A 16,311-nucleotide genomic window follows, 5' to 3' on the forward strand; every position below is an offset into this window, starting at 1 on the left:
CCTTGCTCGGCGACGTCCCCGTTCATGATCTGAGCGACGATCTGCCTGGCTCTTTCGTCACCCAGGCGTGTCAGGTGGAGGTAAGCCTCGGTTGCTTACAAGTTCTTGTGTCCGAGGTAGCCTTGCAGAACCTTGAGGTTGACTCCGGCGTCCAGCATCGCGGTGGCGTAGGAATGCCTCAGTGTGTGCGGAGTCAATCCGGAGTCTTGCCAGCCCAGCGACTCGGTGACTTTCGTGAACCCACGCTGGATCGTCCTGGCACTGATGGGTTGGTCAGCCTTCGACGCCGGAGTGTTTCTCTGCGTCGCCGGAAACAACCAGTTTGGATTGCGATGGGTTGCCCAGTGGGCACGAAACGCATCGAGGGTAGCTTGAGGCAGTGGGACTTCGCGTTGCCGGTGTCCTTTGGTGGTGCAAACGCGGAGCATCATTCGATCGGCGTCCACGTCTTGAGGTCTCAAGTGGCGAACGTCGACGCCACGGAGTCCGCAGGAGTACATGGCCCGAAAGATGACTTGCAGATGGGACGCCACGGTGGCGTCAATGAGTTGCCAGCATCGCTCGGGTACCAAGACCTTTGGGAGCGTGTTGGACTTGGGTAAACGGACTGCTTGCAGAGTGGGCCAGTCGCGAGGAACGGTCACACGAAAGAAGAATTTCAATGCTCCGACGATCGGCCGCATCGAACCGAGTTGCAGTTGCTGTCTTCGCAGCAAGACATACTGCCGGACCTGTGCTTCGGAGAGTTTTTCCGGGGAGCAAGCGAAGTGCTCAGCCAAGTGGGTGATCGCATTGCGGTAGCACGCGATGGTGCTGGGTTGCTTTCCGCTGAGCGCCAGGTCTTCTCGAAACCGCTTAGCGAGGTCAGAGTGAAAGCGAGTGAGCGTGGCCTTTTTTTGAAGTCATCGTCGAGTTCCTGACGAGGGAGTGAAGTGAAAAACAGGGGACACCATAGTCACCGAAGCAGTCTCCACCCCAACCCCGCCGCAAAGCGGCTCACTTGAACATGGTTTTTACGCTAGGCCTTCGGCACACCGCTGTCGTTTGTTCAGGCCTCCCTCTGATGGTAGAATCTCAAGTAGCTCAGACATCGTTCGCTTCGTTCAGGGCGGTGTCGTAAAAACCTTCCGTTAGGCGACCTACCGTAATGGATACCTCCGGGTTCTCGAACACACGCGACGGGTTCCCGATACTCGACTTTGTGGCCCAGTTTGTCGCGAAAACCGACACTTCAGTTTCGTTCCATCTCGGGCGCTGGGGTAACACCCTAGACTTCGCCGACAGTCCGCCAATGCAACTTAACTCGCCGTCTGTTTTTACCGTTTTCGGCTGGATTGACGTGCACCACCCCTGTCAGGGGCACATCAAGGCTCGGATTCGTGCCCTCCTTTCGGACGACTTGATGGCTTTTGAATCCCAACGTGAAACTATCCACGCCGTATTTGACGCGTTATCTATTCCTCGCGATGAGACTTACGAGGCAGATTTCCTGACTTCGGACAATCAACAGGCGATTCACCAAGACGTCGATCGTGATGGCATGTCTGATCGGATTTGACCGGTCGCCTAACTATTTAGGATTTGGGGTCAGCGAGGTACGAGCCTGAACCCAAATCCTTGTTCAAGGCGAGTCGCTTTGCGGTGGGGACACTCCGGCGATGGTTCCCTAGTGGTTTTGTCCGCTGCGGCGTGCCCTGGCGAAGGGCTTTGTGCGAGGTTCGGTTCGGCGCGGTGGTTTGGGCAGCCGCTCTGGAAACGCAGAACGGTGTTTTGAATCGGGCAAGGGCGTTGATCGGCTGTTGGAATCGTGTGCCGGGATGCGTTTCGTGGCAGGTTTATGCGATGGGCGCGCAGGGGCAGCGGCGTCACCGATCAGATGACTTTGAAAGCGACGTGTTATTGGAGCGACGATCTGGATCATGGCGGCGCTCTGGCTGGTTGCGGCAAAGTTGTCGTGGCAGGGGTGTAGCCCAGGTTGATCATCGGGCCGCCGCAGTTGGGGCACTGCATCGCGACCGGTTCCGCCATCACGATCTGCTGGCTGCAAGCCAGTTCGTATTGACGCTCCAGTGAGACAGCGACCAACCAGCGAACCTCCTCGAGGGATCGCTTGCTGCGCGCGTTGGCGAATCCGTAGTGACGCACACGATGAAAGCCAGCCGGCAACACGTGCTGGAGCCAACGGCGAATGAACTCTTCCACACGCATCTGCATCGGCTTGTATTGACGCGTTCCGCTGCGTTTGACTTGCAGCGTCAAGCTGGCTTCTTCGAGCGAAGTCGATTCGTCGCACTGCGTGACGCGTCGATTGGCCACCGCACCTCGCATCACGTACGGGGCCAAGTACGCGACCGCGAATTCGCCGCTGCCGACCGCTTCGCTGTCGACGACGAAGCGTCCCTTCCAGGCATCATCGGGGATCGAATCAAAGTACGATTCGGATCGCAGTTTGTCTTTCAGCTTTCCGCGAAACAACCTCTCCAGAATCTGCTCGGGCACGAACAGGCTGGCGCGACTGCTTTGCCAAACTCCGCCAGCGTCGATGCCGCCGGCGGGCACCACGACGTGAACGTGCGGGTGGTAACCCAGGTCACGTCCCCACGTGTGCAGCACGCTGGTGAATCCCGTTTCGCTCACGCCGACATGTCGCGGGTTGGTCGCTGCTTGCTGAAGTGCCTGAGCCGCCGCACTCATCATGGCGACGTACAGGACCTTGGGGTGGGCCATCGCAAACTCGCGTAATCCGGCTGGCAACGTGAACGTGATCAGAAAGTACTGGCACGGCAACAGGTTTTCTTGAACACTGGCGAGCCACTGTTGCTGACGCTGGTGCTGGCACGCTGGGCAGTGCCGATTGCAGCACGAGCGAGGCACATGAGTGACCTCACCGCAACCGGAGCAGGCATACTGGATCGTGCCCAGAGAATCTTCCCGGCACGCCATCACGGCGCGGAGGACCTTCTTCTGTTGGGCGGTCATTCGTGTTCCATGCTTCGCGATGTACTGGTCGCCATAGCGTTTCAAGACCATTGAAACGCCTTTCATGAAAGGCCTTGCTCGGCGACGTCCCCGTTCATGATCTGAGCGACGATCTGCCTGGCTCTTTCGTCACCCAGGCGTGTCAGGTGGAGGTAAACCTCGGTTGCTTGCAAGTTCTTGTGTCCGAGGTAGCCTTGCAGAACCTTGAGGTTGACTCCGGCGTCCAGCTAGGATTGGCCAGGGGTGTTCTTCAGGTCTTCGACAATCATTCGTTGTCTTTCGTCGGAACGGGAAGGTGGGATTGATATGTTCGTCGGTGGCGCGATCGCTAAATGACGGTTGCCGTCTTTCATCCCTACCGGGATTAAGCAGATACGCAGGAGTCATCCGGTTGAATGAGCCGTTTTGGGGAGAGCCACGGTCCCCACGCTCAACCGGGGCTATCGCCCAAACGGCTCATTTTGTTTCACCCAAGCGTTCCTGCCTATTTGCTTAGAAATCTCGCAACCATAGAGCTTCACAGCACCAAGCTAGATTTTGGATCTTTTCTTGGACCAAGAGTTCTCGGCAACGCCTGTTGATGCTCCTGACCTCTGATCGCAAGATCATACAGATTTGGTTGAGTTCATTCGAAATCTTTCCGTGGGATGCGTCGCCAACGTCACGTTCTATTGCCGCATGTTGGGAGACGCCCATGAATTCATTTCACCTCGGTGCGTTTCGGTTGGGCTGTTTCGAATTCCATGGTCCGTGGGAGTTGGAACACGTCGCCGGCGGCGTTGGAAAAATACAGGTGGGAGTGCGACGGTTTTCGTCCGTGGCCATCGGCCCAGATGGCAATGAAGTCAGGATGTGCGTCGAGGGCTCGGCGTACGTAAGTGTGGTTCATCTCGCTGCCATTTGTCATTTGCCGCAACTTGGTCCACGTCGCTCCTTGATCGACGCTCTTCCACATCGCCACTTCACCGCCAGGGTTGTAAGGTTGAGGACCGGATTCGGTCGGGCCAATCACCCGCCAGTCATCATCGGCCAACATCCAAAGTTCTCCCATGTCATAGTTGTTGTCTGAGGTGGTGATCGGCGAACGCTTCCATTCGCTCCCCGTCCAACGCGCCAGCATCCAAGTGCGGGGATCGTTCTTCGGGCCGGACTCGTAACCCTTGCTGGTGATGTACAGCAGGACTGGTCGATTCTTCGTGTCATAGCGAAGGTCTTTCAGGTACACGTTCAGACCTTCGGCTTCGTAGTCGTGGATCAAAGCCTCGTTGTGGACTTCCTTGAGCGGCAGCGTCAGTTTTTTGCCTTCGACCGTCGTCCACGTGTCGCCGTTGTCGGCTGTCTCGATGTAGTACAGGTTGGTTCGCCAATTGAGGCCTTTGCCTTGCGGATGATAGTTGAACATCGATCCCGCTTTGGACGCACCTATGCCAGTGATTTGGTAGTGCCCCTGCCCAATCGCCGACAGCTTTTGCCACGCACTCCAGTTTTGACCGTCAGGACTGTTCATGAAGCAGATCGTGCGGGCGGCAGGGTAGTTGTAGCGAGTGAAGAAAGCTTGGAAGCCGTTCTCTGAGTGCCACATCTGCATGTAGGAAAAGTTGGTGATTGGCGTGCGATTGTCTCCGTCGGCGCGGGTTGCCTCCACCAATTCGAATTCGTTGATGTCGAAGGGGCGTTTGCTGCGGTGGATGTAAGAAGGTCGCGACAAACCGTGTGAGGTTGAGAAGATCCAAATGTGACCATCATCATCGACGGAAATCACGGGGTTGTCGTGCGCGTCGTTGGTTTGTTTGTCCAGCAGAATGGTGGGGCGCGGCACGGTGTTGGTTTCGTGGTCGAAGTACGAAACCATGTGAAGCAATTGGCGACTGTCGCCCGCCGTTGCGCCGCCAAAGCAGAAAAACGTTTTGTTGACCTCCTTGCAGTAGATCGCAAACGGCTTGTGCTTGGCGCAGTAGGTCCCCAAGCCGCCGCTGTATTTGTAGACGTACTCGTCGCCGGACGGTTGATTCATGTACCAAATGCCTCGATAGCCATCGGCTTTCTGGTTCAATGTGACCGGTTCTTCGGCGGTGGCAGAGAGATCCAGGCTGGTCATGGTGGTGGCTAGCAACAGAGCAATCAGTCCGAGGCTTTTTTTCATGGCGTTTGTGAAGGGTGCAAGGTCGTGGGGATTTGGGTTTGAGATTTTGAGTGATGACTGGTTATTGACTCGAGGCAGCCGACGCGGCGCGGATGAACTCGCCTCGCGTGGTGGTGCCATTTGCCTGTGGAAGAACGTCGAGTGGCACGCCGATCGACGCAGCCAACGCTCGCCAGCGTTGTTCCAAGTCGGCGTCCAGCGTTTTGTCCAGTTCGACTGCGTGCCACGGAGCAGCCTCGCTGTACTGCCCGTGCAGTCTCTTCCCACGTGGTTTTCGTGGTGTCCCTTCCGGATAGAGCTTTAGCAATCCGCCAGCGGCACCCCACCACTGCACGGCGGTAAAGTCAGGCGAGCCCGGCAAGACATCGCTGACATAGATCGTGGCAGAACCATCCGCGTGAAGGTGGTGCTGCAGTTCCGAGATATCGACCTGTTGCACGGGGCGGTCGTGCTGCACGGCTAGAGCCGCTGCGTGCCCGGCGGCTTGTCCCAGTGACATCCACACCGGCTCCAAACGCAACGCACAGAAGCCGACGTGTGACGACGACACGGCACCCGGTACCAACAAATTGTCGACCTCCTTGGGTAGCAAGACTCCATAGGGAATCTGATACGGCGGCACCGGGTTGTAGAACTCACCGCTGTGTTTGCCGCCGAATCGCGGACCTTCGTGGTGGGTTCCGTGGCAGTTGTTTCCATAGTCCGCCATGGCAATCGAGTCGGGGTGAAACTTCGCCCGAGTGCCTTCCGCCGCGTATTCGCTGTCCGCCTGAGTGTAAACGTGGACACCCTGCATGCGGCGGGCTTCACGCACATACAGTTGTGGCGGCAGATGATCGGTGTCCAGGAATTCGTCTCGGCACCATCCCCATAGTTTGGCTTCTTCGCGAAACTCCGGGGGAACTTCCAAGTCGTTTTGCAGAAAGTACAGCAGGCCGACTTGGTCTCTCAGATGCTCGGCATGGATCGCTTGGCGTTCTTCGGGTGTGCCGTCTGGCCAACCAAGGTTTTTGCCTGGCAATGACAATCGCACCAAGCCTCGCGAGACATCGTTGATGTCGTATTTGCCGCCCGGTAGCACGGGCAGATGAGCCTTGAAAATGCACTTGCTCGGATAGTCGAAGACACGTTGAATTTTGTCCGACTCAATTGCATCCAGCACGCCCACGAAATCTTCGCGTCGGTAACCAGGCGGAGCAACGGGAGTCACCCGGTTGGTTTCATCTTGGGTCATGATGAAACGGAAGTTGTACGCTTGCAGTTGATCGTCCGCGGTTTCCGGTGCCAGCGATTCGCCATGTTCGTCACGTCCCTCCCGGCCGGCTCGCCATGGGACTCCTGCCATGGCCATCAAATCGCCTTCGTAGCTGCCGTCAATAAACACTTTGGCACGAACCGTTTGTGTGTTGCCTTGCGGATCGGCCAAGGTCGCTGATTCGATGCGATTTCGAGGTGACGTTTCAGTCTGGCTCAGTGTGGTGAGCCGGTGTTGATGGATCAGTTCGACGCGGGGTTGCTCATTCAACAAGGCGTGGAAGGCGGCGAGGTTGACTTTGGGTTCGCCAAACGTGCCGTGATACGAAGCCTTCACCTGCGGCGAGTCGACGCCAAAGGTTTCTGCATAGTGAGTCTCAACACGATTCGCAAAATCCAGGAACGCCCCGCTGAGACTTTCCAGGGAATGAAAGTCGGTGTGAGACAGACCGCTGGTGACCAGACCACCGATGCGGTTGCTGGGTTCAACCAGCAGAACGGATTGACCCGATTTGCCAGCAGCCACCGCCGCGGCAATGCCCGACGGTGTGGCTCCGTACACCATCACGTCAACGTTTGAATCCGCGGCCGCGTTTGGGACCAATCCAAAACTGACGAACGATATCAGGGTCGTGACCAGCCACGTGCAACGACTCATGTTGAAACTCCATCGAAAGAAACGCTACGAAGCCCAACATCATAGCCTCTTCGGCGGACGAGTTTTTGACAGGCGAGCCGGTTTGTTTGATGTTGGGTCGATGACCTTTGCATCGTGAGCTTCGTCACTTCATGCCATCGGATCGTCAAGAGATGATCCAACCGACAAGTCCTGCGAACAGCGTGTAGTAGAGGAACGCTGGAAGGGTGCGGCGTAATACCAAGCCTTCTTGCCCGAGCAAACCGACCACGGCGCAAGCGGCGACCACATTGTGAACGCAGATCATGTTGCCTGCTGCACCTCCGACCGCTTGGAGTGCGACACCCCACGTCGGATCCGTGCCGATGTGTTGGGCGACCGAAAACTGGAACTCGGAAAACATCATGTTGCTGAACGTGTTGGAGCCAGCGATGAACGCACCCAACCCACCGACCAACGGCGCAACCAGCGGCCATCCGTTGCCCATCCACTGTCCCGCTTGAGTCGCGAGCACGATGGGCATCTTGTCCAGCGTTCCGTCGCGACCGCCGTCGGAATGGATGAAGACTTGAACCATGGGAACTGAAAACAGCAGCGGAATCGAAGCCCGAACGATCATGCGAAAACTACGTCGCCACGCTAATCGAGTTGCCTCGATTGGTGTCCGGTGAAGTGCAATGGTCAGCAGCGAAACCACCACGAAAATCGACCCGGGCAAATACAACGGTTCGATGCGAACGCTGACCGAGGAAATACCAAAAATGGACTCGAAATTCCAAGCGACCGAACGGATTGCTTCCGCAACGGGTGCGAACAAACGCGTGAGCAATAACAGCAGCGCGACCAGCAAATACGGCGTCCACGCCAGCCAAGTTGGCAGAGCTTTTGTAGGCTTCGGCGACGCGAGTGTGTCTTGTTCCGAGTTTGCTTGCGACTCTCGTCCGGTCCATTCCTGTGGCCACGTGGATGAATCGGCGAACGTCCACACCTTTCCATCCTTTGGCATCATCCACCCGCGGCGGGCTGCCGTGGTCACCAAAGTCAAGCCAACCAAGGCACCGATCAGCGACGGGAATTCGGGACCCAGGAAGATCGCCGTCAAAACGTACGGCACCGTCATTGAAAGCGAGGCGAATAAAGCGAACCGCCAGACCGCCAAGCCTTCGGAGAGTCGACGATTGGCACCGAATGTTTTTGTCAGCACACAAACCATGATCAACGGAATGAACAAGCCGACGGTCGCGTGCAGAACCGCAACTTTGATTGCAATCAGGTGCAGGAACTCCGCCCAAGGAACGAAGCCTTGCTCTATCGCCAATGTTTGAGCGGCCGCTGATCCAGACAACCCTTTGTCGACGCCGACCAAGATGGGTGTTCCGACCGCTCCAAACGAAACCGGCGTGCTTTGGATAATCATGCCACAAAAGACCGCCGCCAAAGCTGGGAACCCCAGCCCGACCAACAACGGGACGCACACGGCCGCGGGAGTGCCGAAGCCGGCCGCTCCTTCGATGAACGACCCAAACAACCAAGCGATGATGATGGCTTGAACCCGAGCGTCGGGTGAGAGGTTGCTGAAAGAAGACCGGATGGTGCTGATCGCTCCGCTGACCGTCAACGATTCCAGCAGCAGAATCGCACCGAACACGATGAACAGCAAACTGACTGCAATGATCACGCCTTTGATCGATGCCGCTGCGACTTGCAGGATCGGCACTTGCCAGACCAACACCGACAAAGCCGCGGTCAAGAAAAATGCGACCGGCATCGCGCGAGACGCTGGCCAACGCAGCCCAACCAGCAATACACCAACCGTCAAAATCGGCACCAAAGCCACCAGTGCCAACATCAGTGCTTCACCCGAGTCGTCGATGATGAATCAAGTTGGTTTGTTTTCATTTTGGCAGGCTTCCGCGTGGGGAATCTGAATCGGCGAAACCGCTTTCGGGTTGAGCTTTGGAGACGTTCGGGAGACGGCATCAGAGAGGATTGCAAGGCGAGGATGGAAACCGTCGGGGCACATGCCATCCATTGATGTGCTAAGCACGTCGGCAGGAATAATCGGGCAAAACCATGTGAGCCGTTTGGGTGTTGGCCCCGGTTGTACGAGGGACAGTGGCGTTTGCCATCACAGTTCAAATGCTGAAATGCTCCTGCCGACCTGCTTGGACCGGTCCAGTGTTGTCCTTGGGAGTCAAGAGCCTGTTTCGTCGTCTAGGTCACCACTGGAGAAACGTTTCGCTTCCTAGGCTAACCGATCCACGGTCAGCTTGCTGATGTATCAGATCGTTTCATGCATTGTTGAAAGACCAATCCGACAGCGATCAATGACAAGCCGATGATCCAGATCTTTGGTTGCACCCAGAACGCTAGGCCGAGGCAGGAAGCCAGGCCAAGCCAAGGCACGATTGGTGAGAACAAGCGTTCGTCAGCAGTCAGGCGTGTTGCTGCGAGATTGGTGAGCGCGTAGTAGACCAACACGGTGAAGGCGCTGAACGACCACGTTGTTTCGACATCTCCGATGAGCGCGAGCGTTCCCACGCCGATGCCCACCGCGATGACAGCACCAGACGGATTTGAGTTTTGAGTCGAGACGGTTGCCAAGCCACGCGGCAAGTCACCGCGGCGTCCCATGGCGAAGACAACTCTCGATAGGCCGAGAATCAGGTTGAGGAGCACACCTAGCATCGCGGTCACCGCGCCGATGGCAACTAGTTTGGCGACCAATGGTGAGTTCAGATGATTTGCGACAAGTTGCAAGGGTGCGGTCTGTTGTGAGGTGGAGCTCCAAACGTCAATTCCCGCCGCGGCGACCGCGATGCCGCCAACGATTGCGTACAGCAGCGAAGATACAAGCAGTATTACAATGATGGCTCGCGGAATCGTTCGGCGTGGGTTGTGGACTTCTTCGCCGAGTGTCGCGATTCGGCCGTAGCCCGTGTAGGCGACGAACATCAATGCGCAGGCCTCCAGGAATTGCCGCGTCGCGATTGCTGGGGAATCCGACGCAAAAAAGGGTGTCAAGTTTGACGAGCCTTCTCGCCACGCAAACGGCAAACCGGCGATCACGAAGCTGGCCAGTGCGATCAGCGTCATGCTAACGATCGCAATGTTGGTCCAGTTGGATCGCCGAATACCGCCGAGCAGCAGCAACGTTGTCGCGACCACTGCACCAATGGCCAACGGCACGATCCAGTCGTCATGATCGAATTGGAAAAGTTGCAACGCGTATCCGGCAAAACCCAAGGCGGCGGTGGCGGCGGAAGCAGACTTGGCACACAAAAACATCCAGCCCGCCGTGAATCCCATCGAAGGTGTCAGCCAGCGGTAGCCGTATTCGTAGGTGCCACCACTGACGGGGTGAGCCGCCGCCAATTGAGCGCTGCTCAGGCCGTTGAAGGTGGCGACCAACCCAGCGACGAGAATCGCGAGCACGACTGACGGACCGGTGATTCCGGCCGCGATTCCGATGCTGACAAAGACGCCCGTGCCAACGATGGATCCCAGTCCCATCATCATCGCACCAAACAGGCCGACGTCACGTCGAAGTTTCGCAGGCTCGGAAGGGTTGTTCGGTCGCGAGTCAGTGTTCATGAGGACGTGCGGGAGAATCGAAGAGAAGTGGTGCGAGCGGCGAGTGTATCGAGTGAGAGCGCGAAGAGGGGGCGAACAAATGCCGTCGCTCCGCGACTGGGGGACTTGGTGTGATGGGCGGCTGACCTTGGGTTGAAAACCCGAGGCTTTCGGATTTCGTCGCTCCGCGACTGGTTGTGGGTGTCCGGATGGTTGAGCAACCGCGGAGCGGTGACAGGCGGCGAGCGATGAGCTGGGGGCGGATTGAAAAAGTGAAATTGTAAATTGTAAAGTTCGGGCGGCTGAGGCGATGACGGGGCACGGATCGGATGGGAACGGCGTCGCGCATGCCGCTTGAGCCTCCTTGATACGGCCTACTTGGTTTGGATGTGATGCCTGAATCTTGGGTGGCGACGAACAGGAAAACCAAGGCCACCTCAGGTGATAGCAGTCGTAGGCCGGACCGGAACGTAGTGGAGTTCCGGCAGGATGAAGTTGCCTTTGTTGGGACTTGTGCTGTTGCCGTAGCTGCGTCCCGTTGGTCCTTGATACGGCCTACTTGGCTAGGGAGCTGTTTTATGGCGGTGGCCGGGTTGGTTTGTTGCCGTTCGACCTCCCCTCGCTTTGCTCGAACATTCTGCCAGGATGGTGAAGTTGATTGCAGTCGTAGGCCGGACCGGAACGCAGTGGAGTTCCGGCAGGATGAGGTTGCCATTGGTTGGACTCGTGCTGCTGCCGTAGCTGCGTTCCGTTGGTCCTTGATACGACCTACTTGGCGGCGTTGGTTTGATACCGCTGGGCCTTCGCTCGCTTTGCTCGAACATTCTGCCAGGATGGTGAAGGTGATGGCAGTCGTAGGCCGGACCGGAACGCAGTGGAGTTCCGGCAGGATGAAGTGCCTTTGTTGGGACTCGTGCTGTTGCCGTAGCTGCGTCCCGTTGGTCCTTGATACGGCCTACTTGGCTGGGTTGGTTTGTTGCCGATCGACCTTCGCTCGCTTTGCTCGAACATTCTACCAGGATGGTGAAGGTGATGGCTGCTGTAGGCCGGACCGGAACGCAGTGGAGTTCCGGCAGGGTGAAGTTGCCTTTGTTGGGACTTGTGCTGCTGCCGTAGCTGCGTTCCGTTGGTCCTTGATACGGCCTACTTGGCGGCGTTGAGATTTCTGATCCGCTAGACTTAATCCCTTGCAAAATTACTTTCAAACATGCACGACACTCCGTCGCCCATGTATCTGTTGTGCGACCTAGCCGTATCCCATGCCCGACGATCTTCCATCGACTCCACGTGAAGCGTACCAACGAATCATCGACCAGCTTGTTGATCGGACGCCGGGAGTCACCGCAAAGCGTATCATCGCTGGCGACTCGCTCGCTGATGCTGACCCGGATACCGCCGCTGCTTTCACCGAATTTGCGGCATCACTATCGCAATCCCAACGCGAGGTTTTAGCCCAACTCTGCATCGCACAACGTCACGGTGCCATTCACGACACCTTGGCTGCATTGTCATGGTGGATAGATTGCGGCGGCGTTTCCCTTCGATACAACGACTCGGACATGCCTGTTGACATTAGCGGCATGGGGCTACACGGCGACTACGTTGGGCGCGGTCAGGGCTGGGATTGGCCGGATGATGATTGATACATCACCGGCAGTTCACCGTGCGTACAACTATTTAGGATTTGGGGTCAGCGAGGTACGAGCCTGAACCCAAATCCTTGTTCAAGGCGAGTCGCTTTGCGGTGGGGACACTCCGGCGATGGTTCCCTAGTGGTTTTGTCCGCTGCGGCGTGCCCTGGCGAAGGGCTTTGTGCGAGGTTCGGTTCGGCGCGGTGGTTTGGGCAGCCGCTCTGGAAACGCAGAACGGTGTTTTGAATCGGGCAAGGGCGTTGATCGGCTGTTGGAATCGTGTGCCGGGATGCGTTTCGTGGCAGGTTTATGCGATGGGCGCGCAGGGGCAGCGGCGTCACCGATCAGATGACTTTGAAAGCGACGTGTTATTGGAGCGACGATCTGGATCATGGCGGCGCTCTGGCTGGTTGCGGCAAAGTTGTCGTGGCAGGGGTGTAGCCCAGGTTGATCATCGGGCCGCCGCAGTTGGGGCACTGCATCGCGACCGGTTCCGCCATCACGATCTGCTGGCTGCAAGCCAGTTCGTATTGACGCTCCAGTGAGACAGCGACCAACCAGCGAACCTCCTCGAGGGATCGCTTGCTGCGCGCGTTGGCGAATCCGTAGTGACGCACACGATGAAAGCCAGCCGGCAACACGTGCTGGAGCCAACGGCGAATGAACTCTTCCACACGCATCTGCATCGGCTTGTATTGACGCGTTCCGCTGCGTTTGACTTGCAGCGTCAAGCTGGCTTCTTCGAGCGAAGTCGATTCGTCGCACTGCGTGACGCGTCGATTGGCCACCGCACCTCGCATCACGTACGGGGCCAAGTACGCGACCGCGAATTCGCCGCTGCCGACCGCTTCGCTGTCGACGACGAAGCGTCCCTTCCAGACATCATCGGGGATCGAATCAAAGTACGATTCGGATCGCAGTTTGTCTTTCAGCTTTCCGCGAAACAACCTCTCCAGAATCTGCTCGGGCACGAACACACTGGCGCGACTGCTTTGCCAGACTCCGCCAGCGTCGATGCCGCCGGCGGGCACCACGACGTGAACGTGCGGGTGGTAACCCAGGTCACGTCCCCACGTGTGCAGCACGCTGGTGAATCCCGTTTCGCTCACGCCGACATGTCGCGGGTTGGTCGCTGCTTGCTGAAGTGCCTGAGCTGCCGCACTCATCATGGCGACGTAGAGGACCTTGGGGTGAGCCATCGCAAACTCGCGTAATCCGGCTGGCAACGTGAACGTGATTAGAAAGTACTGGCACGGCAACAGGTTTTCTTGAACACTGGCGAGCCACTGTTGCTGACGCTGGTGCTGGCACGCTGGGCAGTGCCGATTGCAGCACGAGCGAGGCACATGAGTGACCTCACCGCAACCGGAGCAGGCATACTGGATCGTGCCCAGAGAATCTTCCCGGCACGCCATCACGGCGCGGAGGACCTTCTTCTGTTGGGCGGTCATTCGTGTTCCATGCTTCGCGATGTACTGGTCGCCATAGCGTTTCAAGACCATTGAAACGCCTTTCATGAAAGGCCTTGCTCGGCGACGTCCCCGTTCATGATCTGAGCGACGATCTGCCTGGCTCTTTCGTCACCCAGGCGTGTCAGGTGGAGGTAAACCTCGGTTGCTTGCAAGTTCTTGTGTCCGAGGTAGCCTTGCAGAACCTTGAGGTTGACTCCGGCGTCCAGCATCGCGGTGGCGTAGGAATGCCTCAGTGTGTGCGGAGTCAATCCGGAGTCTTGCCAGCCCAGCGACTCGGTGACTTTCGTGAACCCACGCTGGATCGTCCTGGCACTGATGGGTTGGTCAGCCTTCGACGCCGGAGTGTTTCTCTGCGTCGCCGGAAACAACCAGTTTGGATTGCGATGGGTTGCCCAGTGGGCACGAAACGCATCGAGGGTAGCTTGAGGCAGTGGGACTTCGCGTTGCCGGTGTCCTTTGGTGGTGCAAACGCGGAGCATCATTCGATCGGCGTCCACGTCTTGGGGTCGCAAGTGGCGAACGTCGACGCCACGGAGTCCGCAGGAGTACATGGCTCGAAAGATGACTTGCAGATGGGACGCCACGGTGGCGTCAATGAGTTGCCAGCATCGCTCGGGTACCAAGACCATTGGGAGCGTGTTGGACTTGGGGAAACGGATTGCTTGCAGAGTTGGGCCAGTCGCGAGGAACGGTCACGCGAAAGAAGAATTTCAATGCTCCGACGATCGGCCGCATCGAACCGAGCTGCAGTTGCTGTCTTCGCAGCAAGACATACTGCCGGACCTGTGCTTCGGAGAGTTTTTCCGGGGAGCAAGCGAAGTGCTCAGCCAAGTGGGCGATGGCATTGCGGTAGCAGGCGATGGTGCTGGGTTGCTTTCCGCTGAGCAGCAAGTCTTCTCGAAACCGCTTGGCGAGGTCAGAGTGAAAGCGAGCGAGCGTGGCCTTTTTTTGAAGTCATCGTCGAGTTCCTGACGAGGGAGTGAAGTGAAAGACAGGAGACACCATAGTCACCGAAGCAGTCTCCACCCCAACCCCGCCGCAAAGCGGCTCACTTGAACATGGGTTTTACGACAGGTCTTCAGCACATGTTCCTTGGTTGGTCACGCGGGCCGGCCTTGGTACAATCTTTCGTCGTTCAGGCATCTCTCGCTTCGTTTAGGGCGGTGTTGTAAAAACCTTCCGTTATGCGATTGGGTCGAATGGAACCTTTTGTCCCAGCCATTTGGAATGTTTTGCATGACGGTGGCATCCAACGAATCGAAGGGACCATTCCCGGTGACATTCATGTCCACGTTTCGATCGAATACCTACGCGAGCGTTTTGGCGATGAGGGCGATACCATCATCGTCACACTTTTCGACTGCGATGTGTTTTCGCACCGGCTTAACAACGCCGAACATGCGGTCTCTGACCTTACTGCGATCGCGAATGAGTCGTTGACAATTCTCAGCACCGAAATGGAGGGCCCATTGTGTCGAGTCTTCACGGGTGTTGGTGTGCTGGAAGTGAGGTGCGACGGTGGTGCCATTTCTCTCGATTCCGGACGCAATGTTTCATTGGAAGAACTGATTTCCGTAGCGGAGGCGTATTGGGACGAATGGGAATTAAGGTCCAAGAGTTCTCGATAACCATTGGTCGCAGAGCATCGGATTGAATTTGGTACCTTGTTTCTCTTGCAACACCGAGGTCGACATTGTTGGAAAGTCCTTTCGAATCTACCAAACCTCGGATCTCGCTTGCTTCGTTTTGGCGAGTCGACTTCGCTGGGGTCCTTTTTGTTCGTTCAGATGACTCGTAAACCCGCCGCTCCATTCTTAGAATTCCTCTCAGGGCTGATTTTGCTCGTTGGGTTTGGCGTCGCGTTCTTGCTGCTCTGGTTCGTCACGCTGGTTTTGCTTGCTGGTCTCTTGTACGCAGGTTTGTCGGTGGTGACGAACTGGAGTGTGGTCGCGCGGATCGGTTTCAGCTTTTTCGCAGCGTTGGTCATTCTCAAGGCCGTTGCGTTGGTCGGCGCGGTCTTCGATGTGATCCCTGAATCTTGGGTGGCGACGAACAGGAAGACTAAGGCCACCTCAACTCTCCCGCCAGGAGAGCGAGGGTGATGGCCGTCGTAGGCCGGACCGGAACGCAGTGGAGTTCCGGCAGGATTCAGTTGCCTTTGGTGGGATTCGTGCTGTTGCCGTAGCTGCGTTCCGTTGGGCCTTGATACGGCCTACTTGGCTAAGGAGCTGTTATGAGGTGGAAGGCGGATTGGTTTGTTCCGTTGATGGCTGTCGTAGGCCGGACCGGAACGCAGTGGAGTTCCGGCAGGATGAAGTTGCCTTTGGTGGGACTCGTGCCGTTGCCGTAGCTGCGTCCCGTTGGTCCTTGATACGGCCTACTTGGCTGGGTTGGTTTGCTACCGCTGGACCTTCGCTCGCTTTGCTCGAACATTCTGCCAGGAGGGTGAAGATGATGGCTGCTGTAGGCCGGACCGGAACGCAGTGGAGTTCCGGCAGGATGAAGTTGCCTTTGGTGGGACTCGTGCCGTTGCCGTAGCTGCGTCCCGTTGGTCCTTGATACGGCCTACTTGGCTGGGTTGGTTTGCTACCGCTGGACCTTCGCTCGCTTTGCTCGAACATT

The 16,311-nt window shown here is 57.3% G+C and carries 13 protein-coding genes and 1 pseudogene; 4 read left to right on the forward strand and 10 right to left on the reverse strand.

What is annotated here, in order from left to right; genetic code table 11:
* Positions 1–95: 95 nt before the first annotated feature.
* Together RB_RS01905 and RB_RS28300 are read right to left on the reverse strand one after the other, a co-directional pair.
* Entirely contained in the window at positions 96–644 is a 549-nt protein-coding gene (locus RB_RS01905) for a tyrosine-type recombinase/integrase (RefSeq protein WP_261340197.1), read from the reverse strand.
* Positions 633–851 (reverse strand): annotated as a pseudogene (locus tag RB_RS28300) (phage integrase N-terminal SAM-like domain-containing protein); the annotation flags it as partial. The pseudogene RB_RS28300 and the gene RB_RS01905, both read right to left, overlap by 12 nt.
* Before the next feature lie 350 nt (positions 852–1,201).
* On the opposite strand from RB_RS28300, the gene RB_RS01910 reads away from it, so the two are divergent.
* Positions 1,202–1,558, forward strand: a complete 357-nt coding sequence (locus RB_RS01910; RefSeq protein WP_164921363.1) for a hypothetical protein — start codon at positions 1,202–1,204, stop codon at positions 1,556–1,558.
* Positions 1,559–1,917: 359 nt separating this feature from the next.
* Here the strand turns inward: RB_RS01910 and RB_RS01915 are convergent, their stop codons facing one another.
* The 5 genes from RB_RS01915 to RB_RS01935 form a co-directional block, all read right to left on the reverse strand.
* Positions 1,918–3,045, reverse strand: a complete 1,128-nt coding sequence (locus RB_RS01915; protein WP_011118140.1) for an IS91 family transposase — start codon at positions 3,043–3,045, stop codon at positions 1,918–1,920.
* 634 nt (positions 3,046–3,679) lie between these two features.
* On the reverse strand, positions 3,680–5,122 hold the full coding sequence (locus RB_RS01920) for a BNR-4 repeat-containing protein (RefSeq protein WP_164921364.1): 1,443 nt from the start codon (positions 5,120–5,122) through the stop codon (positions 3,680–3,682).
* Between the two features lie 61 nt (positions 5,123–5,183).
* Positions 5,184–6,941, reverse strand: coding sequence for an FAD-dependent oxidoreductase (locus tag RB_RS01925; protein ID WP_164922666.1), 1,758 nt, complete (start codon positions 6,939–6,941; stop codon positions 5,184–5,186).
* A gap of 238 nt (positions 6,942–7,179) precedes the next feature.
* Positions 7,180–8,862: an L-lactate permease gene (locus RB_RS01930; protein WP_011118146.1), complete on the reverse strand. Its 1,683-nt coding sequence runs from the start codon at positions 8,860–8,862 to the stop codon at positions 7,180–7,182.
* Positions 8,863–9,278: 416 nt separating this feature from the next.
* A complete protein-coding gene (locus tag RB_RS01935) occupies positions 9,279–10,607 on the reverse strand; it encodes an APC family permease (protein ID WP_011118148.1) in 1,329 nt (442 codons plus the stop codon).
* A 1,238-nt stretch (positions 10,608–11,845) separates the two neighbouring features.
* Between RB_RS01935 and RB_RS01940 the strand changes: the two genes are divergently transcribed.
* A complete protein-coding gene (locus RB_RS01940) occupies positions 11,846–12,229 on the forward strand; it encodes a DUF6547 family protein (protein WP_011118152.1) in 384 nt (127 codons plus the stop codon).
* A gap of 377 nt (positions 12,230–12,606) precedes the next feature.
* On the opposite strand, the gene RB_RS01945 is transcribed toward RB_RS01940, so the two are convergent.
* From RB_RS01945 to RB_RS27960, 3 genes are read right to left on the reverse strand one after another with little or no spacing between them, the layout of a single operon-like run.
* Positions 12,607–13,734, reverse strand: a complete 1,128-nt coding sequence (locus tag RB_RS01945) for an IS91 family transposase (RefSeq protein ID WP_011118153.1) — start codon at positions 13,732–13,734, stop codon at positions 12,607–12,609.
* Positions 13,731–14,273 carry a tyrosine-type recombinase/integrase gene (locus RB_RS27955; RefSeq protein ID WP_231846122.1) on the reverse strand — a complete coding sequence of 181 codons (543 nt, stop codon included), beginning with the start codon at positions 14,271–14,273 and terminating at the stop codon, positions 13,731–13,733. Before RB_RS27955 ends, RB_RS01945 begins: the two co-directional genes overlap by 4 nt.
* Positions 14,274–14,280: 7 nt before the next feature.
* A complete protein-coding gene (locus tag RB_RS27960; protein WP_011118155.1) occupies positions 14,281–14,580 on the reverse strand; it encodes a phage integrase N-terminal SAM-like domain-containing protein in 300 nt (99 codons plus the stop codon).
* A 308-nt stretch (positions 14,581–14,888) separates the two neighbouring features.
* Between RB_RS27960 and RB_RS01955 the strand changes: the two genes are divergently transcribed.
* Positions 14,889–15,317, forward strand: a complete 429-nt coding sequence (locus RB_RS01955) for a hypothetical protein (RefSeq protein ID WP_164921365.1) — start codon at positions 14,889–14,891, stop codon at positions 15,315–15,317.
* Between the two features lie 159 nt (positions 15,318–15,476).
* Complete coding sequence (locus tag RB_RS01960) at positions 15,477–15,791, forward strand: hypothetical protein (RefSeq protein ID WP_164921366.1); 315 nt, start codon at positions 15,477–15,479, stop codon at positions 15,789–15,791.
* Positions 15,792–16,311 lie beyond the last annotated feature (520 nt).

The sequence above is a fragment of the Rhodopirellula baltica SH 1 genome, from assembly GCF_000196115.1.
Lineage (GTDB): Bacteria > Planctomycetota > Planctomycetia > Pirellulales > Pirellulaceae > Rhodopirellula > Rhodopirellula baltica.